This window comes from Streptomyces sp. NPDC050508 (genome assembly GCF_040655155.1).
Classification (GTDB): Bacteria; Actinomycetota; Actinomycetes; order Streptomycetales; family Streptomycetaceae; genus Streptomyces.
Window position 1 is genome coordinate 53861 of the sequence record NZ_JBFAJJ010000033.1, and the last position, 19465, is coordinate 73325.

20 protein-coding genes are annotated in these 19465 nt (G+C 69.6%); 14 read left to right on the forward strand and 6 right to left on the reverse strand.

Annotated elements, in window-relative coordinates; translation table 11 throughout:
* Positions 1-48: 48 nt before the first annotated feature.
* The 4 genes from sepH to AB0I69_RS46850 form a co-directional block, all read right to left on the reverse strand.
* On the reverse strand, positions 49-1074 hold the full coding sequence (gene sepH / locus AB0I69_RS46835) for a septation protein SepH (protein ID WP_363101967.1): 1026 nt from the start codon (positions 1072-1074) through the stop codon (positions 49-51).
* A 585-nt stretch (positions 1075-1659) separates the two neighbouring features.
* The gene (locus tag AB0I69_RS46840) at positions 1660-1902 is read right to left on the reverse strand and encodes a hypothetical protein (RefSeq protein WP_363101968.1); all 243 of its coding nucleotides are present in this window, start codon (positions 1900-1902) and stop codon (positions 1660-1662) included.
* Between the two features lie 14 nt (positions 1903-1916).
* The gene (locus AB0I69_RS46845; RefSeq protein ID WP_363101969.1) at positions 1917-3236 is read right to left on the reverse strand and encodes a D-arabinono-1,4-lactone oxidase; all 1320 of its coding nucleotides are present in this window, start codon (positions 3234-3236) and stop codon (positions 1917-1919) included.
* On the reverse strand, positions 3196-4443 hold the full coding sequence (locus AB0I69_RS46850; protein ID WP_363101970.1) for an MFS transporter: 1248 nt from the start codon (positions 4441-4443) through the stop codon (positions 3196-3198). Before AB0I69_RS46850 ends, AB0I69_RS46845 begins: the two co-directional genes overlap by 41 nt.
* A 180-nt stretch (positions 4444-4623) precedes the next feature.
* Between AB0I69_RS46850 and AB0I69_RS46855 the strand changes: the two genes are divergently transcribed.
* Both AB0I69_RS46855 and AB0I69_RS46860 read left to right on the forward strand, forming a co-directional pair.
* Positions 4624-5751, forward strand: coding sequence for a ferrochelatase (locus AB0I69_RS46855; RefSeq protein WP_363101971.1), 1128 nt, complete (start codon positions 4624-4626; stop codon positions 5749-5751).
* Positions 5752-5759: 8 nt separating this feature from the next.
* The gene (locus AB0I69_RS46860) at positions 5760-6590 is read left to right on the forward strand and encodes an inositol monophosphatase family protein (RefSeq protein WP_363101972.1); all 831 of its coding nucleotides are present in this window, start codon (positions 5760-5762) and stop codon (positions 6588-6590) included.
* Between the two features lie 282 nt (positions 6591-6872).
* Here AB0I69_RS46860 and AB0I69_RS46865 read toward each other — a convergent pair whose 3' ends face one another.
* Positions 6873-7046, reverse strand: a complete 174-nt coding sequence (locus AB0I69_RS46865; protein ID WP_019061061.1) for a hypothetical protein — start codon at positions 7044-7046, stop codon at positions 6873-6875.
* A 415-nt stretch (positions 7047-7461) separates the two neighbouring features.
* On the opposite strand from AB0I69_RS46865, the gene AB0I69_RS46870 reads away from it, so the two are divergent.
* The 4 genes from AB0I69_RS46870 to AB0I69_RS46885 all read left to right on the forward strand — a co-directional run bounded on the left by AB0I69_RS46870 (position 7462) and on the right by AB0I69_RS46885 (position 10977).
* Positions 7462-8115, forward strand: a complete 654-nt coding sequence (locus tag AB0I69_RS46870; protein WP_103549594.1) for a response regulator transcription factor — start codon at positions 7462-7464, stop codon at positions 8113-8115.
* A 6-nt stretch (positions 8116-8121) separates the two neighbouring features.
* A complete protein-coding gene (locus AB0I69_RS46875; protein ID WP_363101973.1) occupies positions 8122-9354 on the forward strand; it encodes a HAMP domain-containing sensor histidine kinase in 1233 nt (410 codons plus the stop codon).
* A 395-nt stretch (positions 9355-9749) separates the two neighbouring features.
* On the forward strand, positions 9750-10046 hold the full coding sequence (locus tag AB0I69_RS46880; RefSeq protein ID WP_005481602.1) for a DUF4193 domain-containing protein: 297 nt from the start codon (positions 9750-9752) through the stop codon (positions 10044-10046).
* A gap of 13 nt (positions 10047-10059) precedes the next feature.
* Positions 10060-10977 (forward strand): hypothetical protein, encoded by a 918-nt coding sequence (locus AB0I69_RS46885; RefSeq protein WP_363101974.1) that lies wholly within the window; start codon positions 10060-10062, stop codon positions 10975-10977.
* Here the strand turns inward: AB0I69_RS46885 and AB0I69_RS46890 are convergent.
* Complete coding sequence (locus tag AB0I69_RS46890; RefSeq protein WP_363101975.1) at positions 10974-11438, reverse strand: DUF3093 domain-containing protein; 465 nt, start codon at positions 11436-11438, stop codon at positions 10974-10976. The genes AB0I69_RS46885 and AB0I69_RS46890 overlap by 4 nt on opposite strands.
* A 58-nt stretch (positions 11439-11496) precedes the next feature.
* Between AB0I69_RS46890 and AB0I69_RS46895 the strand changes: the two genes are divergently transcribed.
* The 8 genes from AB0I69_RS46895 to AB0I69_RS46930 all read left to right on the forward strand — a co-directional run bounded on the left by AB0I69_RS46895 (position 11497) and on the right by AB0I69_RS46930 (position 19343).
* Positions 11497-12081 carry a PaaI family thioesterase gene (locus AB0I69_RS46895; RefSeq protein WP_363101976.1) on the forward strand — a complete coding sequence of 195 codons (585 nt, stop codon included), beginning with the start codon at positions 11497-11499 and terminating at the stop codon, positions 12079-12081.
* A complete protein-coding gene (gene dut, locus AB0I69_RS46900) occupies positions 12078-12602 on the forward strand; it encodes a dUTP diphosphatase (RefSeq protein ID WP_043678043.1) in 525 nt (174 codons plus the stop codon). The genes AB0I69_RS46895 and dut overlap by 4 nt, the downstream gene beginning before the upstream one ends.
* Position 12603: 1 nt before the next feature.
* A complete protein-coding gene (locus tag AB0I69_RS46905) occupies positions 12604-13362 on the forward strand; it encodes a DUF3710 domain-containing protein (RefSeq protein WP_363101977.1) in 759 nt (252 codons plus the stop codon).
* A 166-nt stretch (positions 13363-13528) separates the two neighbouring features.
* Complete coding sequence (locus AB0I69_RS46910) at positions 13529-14704, forward strand: alginate lyase family protein (RefSeq protein ID WP_363101978.1); 1176 nt, start codon at positions 13529-13531, stop codon at positions 14702-14704.
* A 161-nt stretch (positions 14705-14865) separates the two neighbouring features.
* Positions 14866-17433, forward strand: coding sequence for a sensor histidine kinase KdpD (locus AB0I69_RS46915; RefSeq protein WP_363101979.1), 2568 nt, complete (start codon positions 14866-14868; stop codon positions 17431-17433).
* Positions 17430-18113 (forward strand): response regulator, encoded by a 684-nt coding sequence (locus tag AB0I69_RS46920; protein WP_363101980.1) that lies wholly within the window; start codon positions 17430-17432, stop codon positions 18111-18113. The genes AB0I69_RS46915 and AB0I69_RS46920 overlap by 4 nt, the downstream gene beginning before the upstream one ends.
* A gap of 45 nt (positions 18114-18158) precedes the next feature.
* The gene (locus AB0I69_RS46925; protein WP_262063355.1) at positions 18159-18557 is read left to right on the forward strand and encodes an OB-fold nucleic acid binding domain-containing protein; all 399 of its coding nucleotides are present in this window, start codon (positions 18159-18161) and stop codon (positions 18555-18557) included.
* A gap of 3 nt (positions 18558-18560) precedes the next feature.
* Complete coding sequence (locus tag AB0I69_RS46930; RefSeq protein WP_363101981.1) at positions 18561-19343, forward strand: DUF3159 domain-containing protein; 783 nt, start codon at positions 18561-18563, stop codon at positions 19341-19343.
* The last annotated feature ends 122 nt before the right edge of the window (positions 19344-19465 follow it).

The window sequence follows — 19465 nt, forward strand, 5'->3', positions numbered from 1 at the left end:
GAGGGGCCCGCAGCCGATTCTGCTGCGGGCCCCTCGTCGTACGCCTGACTAGTCCTGCTTCTTCCTTCGCGTCCCGAAGACGATCTCGTCCCAGCTCGGAACCGCTGCTCTACGACCAGGACGGACGCCGTCCGCCTCGGCCTGGCGGTCGGTCGAGCCGATGAGACGGTCGCGGTGGGCGCCGACGGAACGGGGCATGAGCACGTCCGCGTAGGCCGAACCGGCCGAGGCCGCGGGCGCCGGGGGCTCCTCCGCCTCCGGTTCGACGGCGGGCTCCTCCGGGGGCTCCGAGGGGCGCTCGGGAACCACCATGTCGCCGCGGAAGCTCGGTACCGCCTCCAGGAGGCTGGTCAGCGAATCGCGCTCGCTCTCCTCGACCGGCTCGGGCGAAGGCAGCGCGGGACGCTCCGGGCGCTCCAGGGCACGGTCCAGCGGCCGGTCGCGAGGCAGCCGGGCGATCCGCGGGACGAACGGGAAGCTGGGCTCGGGTGTGGCGGCGAGGTCGTCGGACTCACCGATCAGCGAGCGCGCCTCGTCATCGACGGCCGCGACGAGCCGCCGGGGCGGGTCGTACGTCCAGCTCGCCGAGTGCGGTTCGCCCGCGACCCGGTAGACCAGCAGGACCTCCCAGGTGCCGTCGTCGCGGCGCCAGGAGTCCCACTGGACGGTGTCCTTCTCGGCACCGCGCAGCGTCAGTCGCTCCTGAACGGCCTCGCCGAGCTGGGGTCCTGCGTTCTCGCCGGGACGGCGGACCGGAGTCTTCCGGGCCCGCTCGGCCATGAAGGCGCGCTCGGCGAGCACGGGACCCTCGAACCGGCGAACGCGGTCGACGGGGATACCGGCGAGCTGAGCGACCTCCTCGGCGGAGGCGCCGGCACGTATGCGTGCCTGAATGTCTCGGGGGCGGAGATGGCTCTCCACCTCGATCTCGATCTGGCCGAGGCGGGGACGGTCGCCGCGTACAGCGGCGCGCAGACGCTCGTCAATCGGAAGCGTGTACTCCGTGCTGTCCGCAGCCTTCAGCACCAGCCGTGTGCCGTCGTTAGAGACGGCCACGACACGCAGTTCGGGCATGGGGACCTCCCGGGTGGTGCCTGCCGACGTCACGTGCGTCGCTGCTTCCGCTAGTCGAGTGTGGCCTGCCCGGGTGCAGCCTGCCACAACCTTGCCGAGTTGCCCGGCGTGTCGGGCACGGGCCCTGACTCGCCGTTATGGCACGGTTACCTATTCGCAACGCTAAGTGACCAACTGCGTCACCCTGTGCAACTGGCCCCCTCTGAGCGGTCCATTGAGGCCGCGGACGCCCTGGCAGGAGACCGCACCCAGGGCTCGCAACAGTACTCCATTTGGACCACGTGCGTGGATTGGCACGCCGCCCAACTTCTTGTGGGGGGCGGGACTTGGCGGTGCGGGGCGGGGTTCGGGCGATCTTGAAAGTGGCGTACTTCACGCAATAGCCGGAAACGGAACTATTGGTTTCGACCGTACGTCCCTTTGTCGTACAGATAGTTGATCAGGTACGAGTGAGTGAGGCTGGGTCCCGGAATGCGCCGGCGAGTTCACGGAGGGCGCCGTCTACCGCGCGCGGGTGGGCAGTTGGAAGCGCCCGGTGCTCGCCGCGGTCCTCGTCTTCGGGGTGACCATGACCGGGATCACCGTCTACGAGCTGGTGTCCGGCGACAGCTTCAGCGGCGGCAAGGGGACCACGGTCAGCGCCGCCGTCACCGGCCACGACACCTCGTCGTCCTCGAAGTCCGGTGACGACGAGCCGAGTCCGGCCGATTCCCCGCCGGGTTCCTCGGACGGCTCGTCGGTCGACCCGGAGACGTCATCCGGCTCGACCGACGACGGCACACCGTCCGACAGCGGTGGTACGGAGTCCAGTCCGACGCCGACCTCCACGCCGAGCCCGTCCGCTACGGACCCAGCACCCTCCGCAAGTAGTCGTTCTGGAACCGGCGATCAGGATCCAGCCGATCCCGCAACGCCGTGAACTCGCCGAAGCGCGGATAGACCCCGGCGAAGTACTCCGCGTCCCGGGTGTGCACCTTGCCCCAGTGCGGCCGGCCCTCGTGCGCGGTGAGGATGCGCTCGGCGGCGGTGAAGTACGCCTGGTAGGGCGTGCCCTTGAACATGTGCACGGCGATGTAGGCACTGTCCCGGCCGGAGGCGGTGGACAGCGCGATGTCGTCCGCCGGGGCGGTGCGGACCTCCACCGGATAGCTGATCCTGAAGTCCGAACGGTCGACCATCGCCTTGAGTTCCCGCAGCGTGTCCACCAGGGCCGCGCGCGGGACGGCGTACTCCATCTCCACGAACCGCACCCGCCGGGGCGATGTGTAGACCTTGTAAGGGATGTCCGTGTACGTCCGCGTGGACCAGGCCCGGGTGGAGATCTGGGCGATGGTCGGGATGGTCGCGGGTGCCGCGCGGCCGACCATGTTGGCCACCTGCCAGAGGCCGTTGGAGACGAACTCGTCCTCGAACCAGCCGGCCACCTTGCCCACCGGCTGCTCCGGGCCCGCGCTGCGGTTGTTGCGCTTGGTGTTGGTGCTCGCGGTGTGCGGGAACCAGTAGAACTCGAAGTGTTCGTTCTCGGCCCAGAGTTCGTCGAAGCGTCCGGTGACCTCGTCGAAGGTCATCGGCTCCTCGCGGGCCGTGAGCAGGAAGACGGGCTCCACGGCGAAGGTGATCGCGGTGACGACGCCGAGGGCGCCCAGGCCGATACGGGCGGCCGCGAAGACCTCCGGATTCTCCTTCGCGGAGCAGGTGAGCACCGAGCCGTCCGCCGTGACCAGCTCAAGTCCCTTGATCTGGGCGGCTATCGAGGCCGACTCACGGCCGGTGCCGTGCGTGCCGGTGCTGGTCGCCCCCGAGACCGTCTGCTCCATGATGTCGCCCATGTTCGTGAGCGACAGACCCTCGCGCGCGAGAGCCATGTTGAGTCTCTTGAGCGGGGTGCCCGCCTCGACCGTGACCGTCAAGGCATCGCGATCAATGTTGCGGATGCCGGTCAACAGTTGAGGGCGGATCAACACGCCGTCGGTGGCGGCGATCGACGTGAAGGAGTGCCCGCTGCCCACGGCCTTCACCGTCAGACCGTCCTCACCGGCCTTCCGTACGGCCGCGGCCAGTTCCTCGACGGAGGCGGGCGTGACCTCCCGCGCGGGCCGGGACGCGACCGTACCGCCCCAGTTACGCCACGTGCCGTTCTTCGCGCTCGCTGTGGTGCTCAACAACGGTGCCTCCCCGACCCGGTGCCGGTCTGCTGAGCCGGCGGTACCCGAGGAAACCCACCGCGACCGCGACGACCCCGGCGACGACCGGAACCCCGTACCCGGCACGCGCGCCGGCTGCGTCGATCACCCAGCCGGCGACGGAGGAGCCGAGCGCGACCCCGACCGCCAGGCCGGTGCTCACCCAGGTCATGCCTTCGGTGAGCTTCGCGCGAGGTACGTGCTCTTCTATGAGGGACATCGTCGTGATCATCGTGGGTGCGATGGACAGACCCGCAAGGAACAGCGCCACGGCCAGAAGCGACAAGTTTCCGACCAGTAGGAGGGGGATCATACTCACGGCCATCGCGCATATGCCCAGCAGCCACCGACGTTCGGGGGCTCCCCGGAAGCGCAGCAGCCCGAACACGACTCCGGCCGCGCAGGACCCCGCCGCGTACAGGGCGAGCACCACGCTGGCGGCGCCCTTGTGGCCCCGCTCGTCGGCGAACGCGACGGTGACCACGTCGACCGCCCCGAAGATCGCTCCGGTCGCCACGAACGTCGCCACCAGCACCTGGAGACCGGCCGCCCGCAGCGCCGAGCCGCCGTCCTCGGCGCCCCGCACGCGCGGGTGCGGCTCGAGCTCGGTGGCGCGCTGGGCGGTCAGCCAGAAGACGCCGACTGCCAGGAAGCAGGCGGCCAGCAGCGGACCGGCCTCCGGGAACCACACCGTGGACAGTCCGATGGAGATGATCGGCCCGAAGATGAAGCACACCTCGTCGACCACGGACTCGAACGAGTAGGCCGTGTGCAGCTGTGGAGTGCCGCGGTACACAGCCGCCCAGCGCGCGCGGACCATCGCACCGAGGCTCGGCACCGATCCGATCCCGGCGGCGCACACGAACAGCACCCAGTCCGGCCACGCGAAGCGGGCGGCCAGCAGTAGCCCGGCCGCCGCGGCCAGCGCGACGAGCGTCGCCGGACGCAGCACCCGCCGCTGCCCGTACTGGTCGACCCACCGCGAGATCCGCGGCCCGATCGCGGCGGCGGCCAGCGCGATGGTGGCCGACAGTGCGCCCGCGAGCCCGTAACGCCCGTTGATCTGGGAGATCATCGTGACCACGCCGATGCCCATCATCGACAGAGGCATACGGCCGAGGAACCCCGCGGCGGAGAAGCCCTTGGAGCCGGGTGCGGCGAAGAGGGCGCGATAGGGGCTGGGCACGGGTGTCTCCGGTCGGGAAGGAGTAGTGGCGGCTCGGTAAGGTGCGAATGCGGCTGATACAGCTTACGAGCAGGTGAGCCCCGATGCACCCGCCCGTGAAGCGCCTGGATCTCCGCCCCGATCCCCGTCCGGCACCCCGCCGTTTCCCGGCTGTCAGTGGCGGGTGGCAGGATCGGAGGCATGCCAGACGCGCTCGATGCCACTCCCTACGACGCCCTCCTCCTGCTCTCGTTCGGCGGCCCCGAAGGCCCGGACGACGTGGTTCCGTTCCTGGAGAACGTGACGCGTGGGCGAGGCATCCCCAAGGAACGCCTCAAGGAAGTGGGCCAGCACTACTTCCTGTTCGGCGGGGTCAGCCCCATCAACGACCAGAACCGCGCCCTCCTGGACGCCCTCCGCAAGGACTTCGCGGACCACGGCCTGGACCTGCCGGTCTACTGGGGCAACCGCAACTGGGCGCCGTACCTGACGGACACCCTGCGCGAGATGGTCGCCGACGGGCGCCGCCGCATCCTCGTCCTCGCCACCAGCGCCTACGCCTCGTACTCGGGCTGCCGCCAGTACCGGGAGAACCTCGCCGACTCCCTGGCCGCCCTCCAGGCCGAGGGCCTCGACCTCCCCAAGGTCGACAAGCTGCGCCACTACTTCAACCACCCCGGCTTCCTGGAGCCGATGATCGACGGGGTCATCGAATCCCTCGCCGACCTCCCCGAGGACGTCCGGGACGGCGCGCACCTCGCCTTCTCGACCCACTCCGTCCCGACCGCCGCCGCGGACAGCTCCGGCCCGGTCGAGGACCACGGAGACGGCGGGGCGTACGTCGAGGAACACCTGGACGTGGCCCGGCTGATCGCCGACGCCGTGCGCGAACGCACCGGAATCGACCACCCCTGGCAGCTCGTCTACCAGTCCCGCTCCGGAGCCCCGCACATCCCGTGGCTGGAGCCCGACATCTGCGACCACCTGGAGGAGCGCCACGCGGCCGGCGCCCCCGCGGTCGTCATGGCACCCATCGGCTTCGTCTCCGACCACATGGAGGTCCTCTACGACCTCGACACGGAGGCCACGGCCAAGGCAGCCGAACTGGGCCTGCCCGTACGCCGCTCGGCCACCGTGGGCGCCGACCCGCGCTTCGCCGCCGCGATCCGCGAGCTCGTCCTGGAGCGCGCCGCCGTCGAGAGCGGACAGCAGGTCACGCCCTGCGCCCTGGGCGCGCTCGGCGCCGGCCACAACCTCTGCCCGGTGGGCTGCTGCCCGGCCCGCGCCCCCCGCCCCGCCGCCGCGGGCGCCGACAGCCCCTACGCCTGAGGAGCGCCGTGACCGACCCCCTGCATCCGGAACCCCTGCACCAGGAACTGCTGGCACTCGCACAGGAGGCCGCCCACAAGGCCGGCGCCCTGCTGCGGGACGGCCGCCCGGCCGACCTCGCGGTCGCCGCCACGAAGTCCAGCCCGATCGACGTCGTCACCGAGATGGACATCGCGGCCGAGAAGCTGATCACCGACCTGATCTCCGAACAGCGCCCCGACGACGGCTTCCTGGGTGAGGAGGGCGCCTCCGTCACGGGCACCAGCGGTGTCCGCTGGGTCATCGACCCGCTCGACGGCACGGTCAACTACCTGTACGGACTGCCCACTTGGTCCGTCTCCATCGCGGCCGAGCTGCACGGCGAGACCGTCGCCGGGGTCGTCGCGGTCCCCATGCGGGGCGAGACGTTCCACGCGGCGCTCGGCGGCGGGGCGTGGGCCACGGGCGCGTGGGAGGGCGAACGCAGGCTCGCCTGCCGCCCGGCGGCGCCGCTGGAGCAGGCGTTGGTGTCGACCGGGTTCAACTACGTCACCGAGGTGCGGGCTCATCAGGCCGATGTGGCCCAGAAGTTGATCCCGTTGCTGCGTGACATCCGACGGGGCGGCTCGGCGGCGGTCGACCTGTGCGATGTTGCCGCGGGGCGCCTCGACGGCTACTACGAGCGGGGATTGAACCCGTGGGACTTGGCTGCGGGCGACCTGATCGCCCGTGAGGCGGGCGCCCTGACCGGTGGACGCCCCGGAGAACGCCCCGCACGTGATCTGGCGATCGCGGGCACCCCGGGCGTCTTCGAGCCCCTCCAGCGGCTGTTGGAGGATTTCGGGGCTTGGCACGACTGACGCTCACAAAACCCAACGGCGAAAGCAGAGGCCGACGGCGAGGGCCCACCAACTCCCACTGTCCCCACGCGTCGGCCGAGAGGGAGCCGTAGGGGCGCGCCGGTGTCGAGAGGCTGGGGGTCCCCCCTCTGGGGGAGCGCGGAGGCGCGCAGCGCCGAGCACGGTGGGGCTCTCGACACCGGCTCAAGGCGCCCCGAAGGCGACCGAACCAAAAGAGGTGCAAAGCAGCAGGACCCCGGCGCTGGATTCGCCAGGGTCCTGCTGTCCTGCGGTTCGCACTGATCAGACGCTCGTCGCGCCGACCTCCACACCGTGGTCGGCGGCGAGGCGGCGCAGGTCGTCGAGCTCGGCCTGTTCCACTTCGACGAGGAAGTCGTCGCCCTCGTCACGAGCCCGCGTCAGGTCGGTCTCGGTCGCCCTTATGCGCTGCAGAAGTCCTGCGGTGAATGCGTCCATGCTGCGCCCCCTCGTCCTGGGTCGTGGGTCGTTTGGCACGGGGGTGTGCCATTCGGAAGGGGCGATCACGTCTGCGGATGGGGTGCCCAGCGCTGCCCTGGCTGGGCGGCGACGGTGCCGGACACCCACGCCCGCTCTGCGGAAGCGGTTGGACGTACCACAAGGTGGCTTGCCACGTGCAGAGCGTGATCGCGGGGTGTAAAGCCGTCCTCCCCCCGCTCCCTTCCGTGGAAACCTCAACCCACCGAGAAAATCCCGCATTCCCGGGCCTCACACCCGACCTTCATCTCGCACCCGGCCGCCTTACAGCCGACTTATGGCCGAAAAGGGCAGGATGGAGGTCACACAGCCACGAAGACCCTGCCCGCGTGCGCCGAGGCGCGCTACGCGGGTGGACAGAGGAAGGACAAGCGACGTGCGCGTACTCGTCGTCGAGGACGAGCAGCTGCTCGCCGATGCGGTGGCCACCGGACTGCGCCGGGAGGCCATGGCCGTCGACGTCGTGTACGACGGTGCGGCCGCCCTGGAGCGCATCGGCGTGAACGACTACGACGTGGTCGTCCTCGACCGCGACCTCCCGCTCGTGCACGGCGACGACGTCTGCCGCAAGATCGTCGAGCTCGGCATGCCCACCCGCGTGCTGATGCTCACGGCGTCCGGCGACGTCAGCGACCGTGTCGAGGGCCTGGAGATCGGCGCCGACGACTATCTGCCCAAGCCCTTCGCGTTCAGCGAGCTGACGGCACGCGTGCGTGCCCTCGGCCGACGGACGAGTGTGCCGCTGCCCCCCGTCCTGGAGCGCGCCGGCATCAAGCTCGACCCGAACCGCCGCGAGGTGTTCCGCGACGGCAAGGAAGTCCAGCTGGCGCCGAAGGAGTTCGCCGTCCTGGAGGTGCTCCTGCGCAGCGAGGGAGCCGTCGTCTCCGCGGAACAGCTCCTGGAGAAGGCGTGGGACGAGAACACGGACCCGTTCACCAACGTCGTGCGTGTCACCGTGATGACCCTGCGCCGCAAGCTCGGCGAGCCCGCGGTCATCGTCACCGTCCCCGGCTCCGGCTACCGGATCTGATCCCCTGTGGCCACGACCCCCGCGCCGCCCCAGGCGCCCCCCAAGCCCACCTGGGACCCCCGAAGGCCCGAACCACCGTTCCCCTGGCTGCGTCCCACCATCCGCATAAGGCTCACGCTGCTGTACGGCGGCATGTTCCTGATCGCCGGCATCCTGCTGCTGTCGATCATCTACCTGCTCGCCGCGCACGCGCTGAACGTGGGCAGCGACCTGCCCTTCAAGCTTCTCGAAGGCTCGGTGAGCAGCAAGATCTGCAACTTCCCGGCCCAGCCGTCGGCGACCGAGATGAACAACGCGATGAACCAGTGCGTCAACGAGCAGCGGCAGCATGCCCTGGACGATCTGCTCAGCCGCTCGCTGCTGGCTCTGCTCGGCCTCGCGATCATCGCCTTCGCCTTCGGGTACGCGATGGCGGGCCGGGTGCTGTCCCCGCTCGGCCGGATCACCCGGACCGCCCGCGCGGTGGCCGGCTCGGACCTGTCCCGCCGGATCGAGCTGGACGGCCCGGACGACGAGCTGAAGGAACTCGCGGACACCTTCGACGAGATGCTGGACCGGCTCCAGCGGGCCTTCACCGCCCAGCAGCGCTTCGTCGGCAACGCCTCGCACGAGCTGAGAACACCGCTCGCGATCAACCGCACGCTCCTGGAAGTGCATCTGTCCGACCCGGGCGCCCCCATGGAGCTGCAACAGCTCGGCAAGACCCTGCTGGCAACCAACGAGCGCAGCGAGCAACTCGTCGAGGGGCTGCTGCTGCTGGCCCGCAGCGACAACCAGATCGTCGAGCGCAAGCCCGTGGACCTCGCCGAGGTCGCCGAGCAGGCCGTCGACCAGGTGCACGCCGAGGCGGCGGCCAAGAGCGTGGTGATCCGCGGCGAGCAGAAACCCGCGGTCGTCCAGGGCAACGGCGTGCTGCTGGAGCGGATCGCCCTGAACCTGGTCCAGAACGCGGTGCGGTACAACGTGCCCGAGGACGGGTGGGTCGAGGTCACCACCGAGGTGCAGCACGGCCAGGCGGTGCTGATCGTCTCGAACACGGGGCCGCTGGTCCCGGCGTACGAGATCGACAACCTCTTCGAGCCCTTCAGACGGCTGCGTACGGAACGAACGGGCAGCGACAAGGGTGTGGGTCTCGGTCTGTCGATCGCGCGGTCCGTGGCGCGCGCACACGGCGGCCATATCTCGGCCCAGCCACGTGAGGGGGGTGGGCTCGTGATGCGAGTCACCCTGCCCATCTGAGATCATGTCGCCGACACACGAGGATGTTCGCTTTGCGCGGAATTTTCTGGCCGCTTCTCCGGCGTCCCTGTGTGTGATCGATCACAAGCGCGATTTTCGGGCCATCCACTCTCCGTGATCATGCACCCTGTCGGAAAGCCGGGAAAATCCGGGTTTTCGAGGGTCTTGATCACGGGAAGTACACGGTGAGGTGCCTTTGAAGAGCGGCATCGGGACCGTGTACGGTCCCCTTCGCCATCCAAGCCGATCACTCTTGAGGGGTCCGGTTGGGTGTCGATTGAGTAACAGACCTTGATGTGAGGCAAAATCTCCGCCTCAGGTCGGGCACAAGTCCGGCCTCTCACGCGTTACGTGCGCTGGAGACACCGCAGACACCCAGAGGGGGAGAGCGCGACATGGCAACGGATTACGACACCCCACGCAAGACCGACGACGACGTCGACTCGGACAGCCTTGAAGAACTCAAGGCGCGTAGGAACGACAAGTCGACTTCCGCAGTGGACGTCGACGAATTCGAGGCGGCCGAGGGCCTCGAACTGCCCGGAGCGGACCTCTCGAACGAAGAGCTGGCCGTCCGGGTGCTGCCCAAGCAGCAGGACGAGTTCACCTGCATGAGCTGCTTCCTGGTGCACCACCGCAGCCAGCTGGCCCGCGAGAAGAACGGCCAGCCGATCTGCCGCGACTGCGACTGAGGCGGGGTCGGCCGTGACTGGCTCGACCCCACCCTGGAAGCGCCGCTCCCTCCAGCCGGGAGCGGACGAAGGGCCGACAGACGGTCCTCATGGCGCGCGTGACGACGAGCGGGGCTCATCCGTGCCTGGATCAGCCTCGCTCGAACCGGCGGCCGACCGGGCTGACCTCCCGGTGCCGGCGGATGTTCCCGCAGCCGCCCCCGTTGCCAAGCGACGGGTGGCGGTGATCCGGGACAAGGCCAGGGAAGGCGTCCGTAAGGGCGGCAGCCGGGCCAGGGCCGGTCTGGCGTACCTCGCCGACCGGATCATCGAGATCGCCCCGCGGATCCCCGTACGGGACCTTGAGGCGCTTCGGCGGCAGTTCCCGGGCCTCGGCCCCGAACAGCTCGCCGACAAACTGGTGGCGGGCGCGGCGAACGCGACGTCGACGGTCGGCGCGGGAATCGGTGCCGCGGCGATGCTGCCGGTGCCGCCCGCGATGCCCACCGAACTGGCCGCCGAGATCACCGGCGTCGCCGCGATCGAACTGAAGCTGATCGCCGAGCTCTACGAGGTCTACGGCGTCCGCCCGCCCGGCGACCTCCGGCAGCGCAGCACCGCGTATCTGAACTCCTGGTCCGGGGAGCGCGGCATCGACGTGACCAAGCCGTCGACCATGAGCACGGCACTGAACGGCCACATGAAGCGCGAACTGCGCCAGCAGATCATGAAGCGCATGGTCCGCGACCTGCCGAACCTGATGCCGTTCATGGTGGGCGCCGCTGTCGGAGCGGTCATGAACCGCCGGGACACCAAGAAGCTCGCCGAACGCATCCGCAAGGACCTGCGCAAGGCCCAGGTGTCCTGGGACGCGCTGCCCGAACTCCCGCCCCTGGAGGCGCCGCCGGACCCGCTCAGAATGGGCGAGATCCCCAAGGAGCTCGGGCGTTAGACGGCGGCCGCCCGGGCCGCCTTGATCGCCTCTGCCAGCCGCTCCGGCTCGCGCGTCGACAGGTACAGATACGGCGTCGGGTCGGCCGGGTCGGTGACCTCCACGCGCAGCGCCGTGGGGATGTAGGAGCGCAGGAGCAGGAAGGCGCGGGTGTCGGCCTTGTAGGTGCGCCAGGCGCGCGCCTCCTCCGCGTCCAGGATCTCCGCCTCGCCCAGGGCCGTCACCGGGATCTTCGCCTCGCCGGCGATCAGCGAGTCGCCCACGATCCGGATGCGGAGCGAGCCGTAGGAGCTGGCCGTGACCGCGGCGAACGCGGTGCCGCCGACCAGGCCGCCGAGCATCGGCAGGGTGCCGAAGGGCAGCAGGATCAGGGCGAAGGAGACGCCCACCAGGAACGAGATGAACCACCACGAACGGGGTGCGGTGAGGCGCTCTTCGTAGGGGGAGGCGGAAAGCTGCATGGAGCCAAGCTTGGCACGGTGTCGGGAACGTACCGACGCGCGGGTAAGGTCTGCGGCTGTGAGTGGTACTTCTCCAGCTCTTAAGCCTCCCGCCGACGCGGTGAAACCTGTGCGGCACCCTGACGCGCCCGCGCCCGGTGAGCTGCTCGGTGCGCATTACGAACAGTGTTTCGGGTGTGGCGGCGAGCAGCCTCACGGGCTGCACCTGGCGGCGCGGGCGGGTGAAGGCGTCACCATCACCGCCGAGTTCACCGTGCGGGCCGCCCACCAGGGCGCCCCGGGCCTCGCGCACGGCGGTGTGCTCGCCAGTGCCCTCGACGAGACCCTCGGTTCGCTGAACTGGCTGCTGCGCACGATCGCGGTGACCGGCCGCCTGGAGACCGACTTCGTACGGCCCGTGCCCGTGGACACCGTGCTGTACCTGGAGGCCGAGGTGACGGCCGTGGCCGGGCGGAAGATCTACTCGACCGCCACCGGACGCATCGGCGGCCCCGACGGGCCCGTCGCGGTGCGTGCCGACGCCCTCTTCGTCGAGGTGAAGGTCGACCACTTCATCGACAACGGCCGCCCGCAGGAGATCCGGGCCGCCATGGACGACCCGGACCAGGTCCGGCGTACCCGTGCCTTCGAGGTGAACCCGTGAGCCGTGAACCCCGTCAAGAGCTCGGTGTGCTGATCCGCCGTGTCGACCCCGACGTACCGCTTCCGTCGTACGAGCATCCCGGTGACGCGGGAGCCGATCTGCGGACCACGGAGAGCCGGGAACTGAAGCCGGGTGAACGGGCCGTACTGCCCACGGGGGTGTCTGTCGCGCTCCCCGAGGGGTACGCGGCCTTCGTGCATCCTCGTTCGGGGCTCGCCGCCCGCTGCGGTGTTGCCCTGGTGAATGCCCCGGGGACGGTTGATGCCGGGTACCGTGGGGAGATCAAGGTGATCGTGGTGAATCTCGACCCGTACGAGTCGGTACGGTTCGAGCGCTTCGACCGGATCGCCCAGCTGGTCGTCCAGCAGGTCGAGAGGGTCCGCTTCCAGGAGGTCGCGGAGCTTCCCGATTCGGCGCGGGCCGAGGGGGGCTTCGGGTCCACCGGCGGTCACGCCGCCGTGGGCGGCACTACGGGTGGGAATCGATACGCTTCGGTCGTATCCGACCGGGAAGGACAGTGACGTGTTCGGACGTCGCAAGAAGGGCACTGCCGCCGAGGACGCGGCGAGCGAGGCCGAGCAGGTCGTCGACGACGTCGACACTGAGGCGGACGAAGCAGCGGTCGAGCGAGTGAAGCTCGAACCGGAGCCCCGCCCCGACGGACCCTGGGACGACTCGGAGATCGGCGACCCCGCCGAGGGCCGGGTGGACCTGGGCGGTCTGTTCGTGCCGGGAGTCGACGGCATGGAGTTGCGGGTCGAGGTCGCGGGTGACGCGATCGTCGCCGCCACCGTGGTCCTCAAGGACAGTGCCATCCAGTTGCAGGCCTTCGCCGCTCCCAAGCGCGAGGGCATCTGGGGTGAGGTCCGCGAGGAGATCGCGAGCGGCATCACCCAGCAGGGCGGCATCGTCGACGAGGTCGAGGGGCCGCTGGGCTGGGAGCTGCGTGCGCAGGTTCCGGTGCAACTGCCGGACGGCACGGGTGGTTTCCAGGTGGTGCGGTTCGTCGGTGTGGACGGTTCGCGCTGGTTCCTGCGCGGGGTGATCTCCGGGCAGGGCGCGGTGCAGCCGCAGGCGGCCGGTCTGCTGGAGCAGATCTTCCGGGACACGGTCGTTGTGCGCGGCGAGGGCCCGATGGCGCCCCGCGACCCGATCGTCCTGAAGCTGCCGAACGACGCCCAGATGGTTCCCGAGGGTGTCCAGCAGGAGGAGGCGGGTTCCCGCTTCTCCGGCGGCATGGGCCAGCTGCAGCGCGGACCGGAGGTCACCGAGATCCGCTAGTCGGAACGGAACACCGGAACAGACGAAAAAGGGCCGTACCCCTTGCGGGGTGCGGCCCTTCGTCGTGCGCGCACTCTTGACGGCTCATTGGTCCGTACCTATGGTCTCGGCTCAACGCCCAAGTTCATGAGGGTGCCTTGTGTTCACATACGAGAACGGAGTCATCGTGCGCCGCGCTGCCCTGCTCTCCGTCGTCACCGCCCTGGTCCTGGGCTTCTTCGCCCAGCCCGGCACCACCGCCCAGGCGGCCCCCGCCACCTTCGTCCACCCCGGAGTAGACGTCTCCAGGAGCCAGCTGGACTTCGCCCGCACCGAGGTCCTCGCCGGCGCCCAGCCCTGGAAGGGCGCCTACGACCAGATGATGGCCAGCTCCTACGCCAGCCTGACCCGCACCCCGAAGCCCAGAGCTGTCGTCGAGTGCGGCCCGTACTCCAACCCCAACTACGGCTGCACCGACGAGCGCGAGGACGCGATAGCGGCCTACACCGACGCGCTCGCCTGGTACATCACCAAGGACGCGCGCTACGCCCAGAAGGCCATCGAGATCATGGACGCCTGGTCGGCCACGATCACCAGCCACACCAACAGCAACGCGCCCCTGCAGACCGGCTGGGCCGGCGCCTCCTGGCCCAAGGCCGCCGAGATCATCAAGTACACGTACACCGGGACCTGGACCAACTCGGCCCGCTTCGCGACCATGCTGCGCAACGTGTACCTGCCCGAGATCATCAACGGCTCCAATTCCAACGGGAACTGGGAGCTGACGATGATGGACGCCGCCGTCGGCATCTCCGTCTTCCTTGAGGACAAGACCTCGTACGACAAGGCCATGGCGATCTTCCGGACGCGGACGGCCGCGTACATCTACCTCGCCTCGGACGGTTCCGTACCGAAGACCGTGCCGAGCCAGAACCTCAACACCACTGCGAAGATCGTCAGTTACTGGCAGGGCCAGTCGACCTTCGTCACCGGGCTCACCCAGGAGACGTGCCGCGACTTCACGCACACCGGGTACGGCCTCTCCTCGATCTCGCACGTCGCCGAGACCAGCCGGATCCAGGGCACCGACCTCTACGGCACCGACGTGGGCGAGCGGCTGCGGCAGGCGCTCGGGTTCCAGGCCAAGTACCAGCTGGGTACGGCCGTCCCGAGCTGGCTGTGCGGCGGGTCGCTGACCCTCGGGCTCGGGCCGGTCACCGAGGTCGGCTACAACGCCCTGCACAACCGGCTGGGCATCGCCATGACCAACACCCAGACGCTCACGCTCAACAACCGCCCGGCCGGCACCAACAACCTCTTTGTGGCCTGGGAGACCCTCACGCACGGCGACAACCCCAACTGAACATCCTGAACAGCGCCGGACCCTGATGCCCGTACGGTGCCGTACGGGCATCAGGGATGCGTCAAAGACGTCCCGTACCGCGTTCACCACCCCATTTGTCGGACTTATTAGCCGTAAAGTCGACGCTGCGTACACAGCAGTGACGGGAAGACAATGGGGCCATGGGACGCGGCAAGCTTCGGATCTACCTCGGTGCGGCACCGGGCGTCGGCAAGACGTACGCCATGCTGTCCGAGGCCCACCGCAGGGTGGAGCGGGGCACCGACTGCGTGGTCGCCTTCGTGGAGCACCACGGCAGGGCCCGCACCGAGGTGATGCTGCACGGTCTGGAGCAGGTCCCGCGCGCGGAGCTGGCGTACCGGGGGACCGTCTTCACCGAGATGGACGTCGACGCGGTGCTGCGCCGCGCCCCCGCCGTCGCCCTGGTGGACGAACTCGCCCACACCAACATCCCGGGCTCCCGCAACACCAAGCGCTGGCAGGACATCGAGGAACTCCTCGCCGCCGGCATCGACGTCGTGTCGACCGTCAACATCCAGCACCTTGAGTCCCTCGGTGATGTCGTCGAGTCGATCACCGGGGTCCGGCAGCAGGAGACCGTGCCGGACGAGATCGTCCGTCGGGCGGACCAGATCGAACTCGTCGACATGTCGCCACAGGCGCTCCGCCGCCGCATGGCGCACGGCAACATCTACAAGCCCGACAAGGTCGACGCGGCCCTCTCGAACTACTTCCGGCCCGGAAACCTCACCGCCCTGCGGGAGTTGGCGCTGCTCTGGGTGGCCGACCGGGTCGACGAGTACCTCCAGCAGTACCGCAGTGAGCACCAGGTCTCGGCGATCTGGGGCTCACGCGAGCGCATCGTCGTAGGGCTCACCGGCGGCCCCGAAGGGCGGACGCTGATACGGCGAGCCGCGCGGCTCGCCGAGAAGGGGGCCGGCGGCGAGGTGCTGGCCGTCTACATCTCCCGCAGCGACGGCCTGACCTCGGCCTCACCGAAGGAACTCGCCCTCCAGCGCACCCTCGCCGAGGACCTGGGCGGCACCTTCCACCACGTCGTCGGCGACGACATCCCGGCGGCGCTGCTCGACTTCGCGCGCGGGGTGAACGCCACGCAGATCGTCCTCGGCTCCTCGCGGCGCAAGACCTGGCAGTACGTTTTCGGGCCGGGGGTGGGTGCCACGGTCGCCCGCGAGTCCGGGCCCGATCTCGACGTCCACATCGTCACCCACGAGGAGGTCGCCAAGGGGCGCGGGCTGCCCGTGTCCCGGGGCGCGCGGCTCGGGCGGGCCCGGATCGTCTCGGGGTGGCTGGTCGGGGTGGTCGGGCCGGTGGGGCTCGCGCTGCTGCTGAACGCCGTCCATCTCGGGCTCGCCAACGACATGCTGCTGTTCCTGTCGCTGACGGTGGCTGCGGCGCTCCTCGGCGGGCTGCTGCCGGCGCTGGTCTCGGCGGCCCTCGGATCGTTCCTGCTGAACTACTACTACACGCCCCCGCTGCACCGGCTGACCATCGCCGACCCCAAGAACATCGTCGCCATCGCGATCTTCGTCGGAGTCGCCGTGTCGGTGGCCTCCGTGGTGGACCTCGCCGCGAGACGCACCCAGCAGGCCGCCAGACTGCGCGCCGAGTCCGAGATCCTGTCCTTCCTCGCGGGCAGCGTGCTGCGCGGCGAGACCAGCCTCGAAGCGCTTCTGGAACGGGTCCGGGAGACCTTCGGCATGGAGTCGGTCGCCCTGCTGGAGCGCAAGAGCGACGTGGACCCCTGGACCTGCGCGGGCCGGGTCGGCGTGGGCGCGCCTCTGGAACGGCCCGAGGACGGCGATGTGGACATGCCGGTCGGCGACCACATGGCCCTCGCTCTGACCGGCCGGGTACTGCCCGCCTCCGACCGCCGGGTCCTGGCCGCCTTCGCCGCGCAGGCCGCCGTGGTCCTGGATCGCAGGCGTCTACGGGAGGAGGCCGACCAGGCCCGCGCGCTCGCCGAGGGCAACCGCATCCGTACGGCTCTCCTGGCGGCCGTGAGCCACGATCTGCGGACCCCGCTCGCCGGCATCAAGGCGGCCGTGTCCTCGCTCCGTTCCGACGACGTGGCGTGGTCCGAGGAGGACCAGGCCGAGCTGCTGGAGGGCATCGAGGACGGCGCCGACCGGCTCGACCATCTCGTGGGCAACCTGCTGGACATGTCCCGGCTGCAGACCGGCACGGTCACCCCGATCATCCGCGAGGTGGACCTCGACGAGGTCGTACCGATGGCGCTGGTGGGGGTGCCCGAGGGCAGTGCGGAACTGGACATCCCGGAGACGCTGCCCATGGTGGCCGTCGACCCGGGGTTGCTGGAGCGGGCGGTGGCCAACCTCGTCGAGAACGCGGTCAAGTACAGCCCGGCCGACGAAACCGTCCTGGTGTCCGCCAGCGCCATCGCCGACCGTGTCGAGGTGCGGGTGGTCGACCGCGGCCCAGGAGTCCCGGACGAGGCCAAGGAGCGCATCTTCGAGCCCTTCCAGCGCCACGGCGACGCCCCGCGCGGCGCCGGAGTCGGCCTCGGTCTCGCCGTCGCGCGCGGCTTCACCGAGGCCATGAACGGCACCCTGAACGCCGAGGACACACCCGGCGGCGGCCTCACCATGGTCCTCACCCTCCGCGCGGCGCCGCCGCTCGATCCCGCGCCGGCGGACCGGGCCGTAGAAGATGTGCACGACGTGCAACCGGAAAGGCAGGTCTCATGACCAGGGTCCTCGTGGTCGAGGATGAGCCGCAGATCGTGCGGGCCCTCGTGATCAACCTCAAGGCGCGGAAGTACGAGGTCGACGCGGCGGCCGACGGCAAGACCGCACTCGACCTCGCCGCCTCCCGCCATCCCGATGTCGTCGTCCTCGACCTCGGGCTGCCCGACATGGACGGCGTCGAGGTGATCAGGGGGCTGCGGGGCTGGACCCGGGTGCCGATCCTGGTGCTGTCCGCCCGGCACTCCTCCGACGAGAAGGTGGAGGCGCTGGACGCGGGCGCCGACGACTACGTCACCAAGCCCTTCGGCATGGACGAGCTGCTGGCCCGGCTGCGGGCCGCCGTGCGCCGGGCCGAGCCCACCGGGGGCGGCGAGGACGACGTCCTGGTCGAGACCGAGGAGTTCACCGTCGACCTGGCCGCCAAGAAGGTCCACCGGGACGGGCGGGACGTACGGCTGACTCCCACGGAGTGGCATCTGCTGGAGGTGCTGGTGCGCAACACCGGGCGGCTGGTCAGCCAGAAGCAGCTGCTCCAGGAGGTGTGGGGGCCGTCGTACGGGACCGAGACGAACTACCTGCGCGTGTACATGGCACAGCTGCGGCGCAAGCTGGAGACGGACCCGGCGCATCCCCGGCACTTCATCACGGAGCCGGGTATGGGCTACCGGTTCGAGGGCTAGGGCCGTGGGTACGTGACTGTCGGTGGACCCCGGTACGCTTCAGATATGAGCGCTGTCCCTCGTTCCGAAAAGCCGGCCGGACGGTTCCGGCGCATGCTCGACCGGCTCTCCACCTCGCAGGAGGACCTGGAGTCGGAGGAGCTGCGTGAGGACACCGCGACCGAAGGCTGTGTACGGATCGGCGACTGCCACGACCGACAGATCGTGACGGTTACTGGTACCTTGCGCACGGTCACGCTGCGCCCCCGGGCAGGAGTCCCGGCCCTGGAGGCCGAGTTGTTCGACGGCTCCGCCGCCCTGGACGTGGTGTGGCTCGGCAGGCGTTCCATCGTGGGCATAGAACCGGGGCGCAAGCTGATCGCGTCCGGCCGGATCTCGATGAGCAGAGGCCGCCGGGTGCTCTTCAACCCGAAATACGAACTGAGACCCCTCGGACGGGAGTAGCCGGTGACGTCGCTCGACAAGCCGACCGCGGACACCGTGGACGCCGAAGACAGCGAGCAGGATGTCCGGGCGGTGACCGAGGCGGCCCTCTTCGAGGCGTTCGGCGGACTGCGCGGCATGATCGAAACGGTCCTGCCCGGCCTCCTCTTCGTCACCATCTTCACGATCAACAAGGACCTGCACTGGTCGGCCATCGCCGCGCTGGCCGTGTCGCTGGTCCTGGTCGTGGTCCGGCTGGTGACCCGGGACACCGTCAAGCACGCCTTCAGCGGTGTCTTCGGCGTCGCCTTCGGTGTGGTCTTCGCGATGATGACGGGCAACGCCAAGAACTTCTATCTCCCGGGCATGCTCTACACGTTGGGGCTCGCACTCGCGTACATCGTCACGACGCTCGCGGGCGTCCCGCTGATCGGCCTGATCCTCGGGCCGGTCTTCAAGGAGAACCTCTCCTGGCGGACCCGTAACCCCGGCCGCAAGAAGGCGTACGCGAAGGCCAGTTGGGCCTGGGGTCTGATCCTGCTCGCCAAGTGCGCGATCCTCTTCCCGCTGTACTGGTGGGCCAACACCGCCCAACTCGGCTGGGTCCTGGTCGCGTTGAAGATTCCGCCGTTCCTGCTTGCCGTCTGGCTGACCTGGGTCTTCCTCGCGAAGGCGCCCGCGCCGATCGACGTGTTCGCGGAGATGGAGGCGGAGGAGCAGGCGGAGAAGGAACGGAAGGCTGCCGCCGAGGCCGCAGGCGAGGCACAGGACGCCACGTCGGGACGACGGCACCGGCGCGACGCATAGTTCTCCGCTACGACGTGGAAGGGCGCCCTGATTACAGCCGTGCACCCACACCCAAAAAGAAAAAAAAACCCAAAAAACCACCCCCGCGCCACCCGGAACAAACACACAAAAAACGCAAAAAA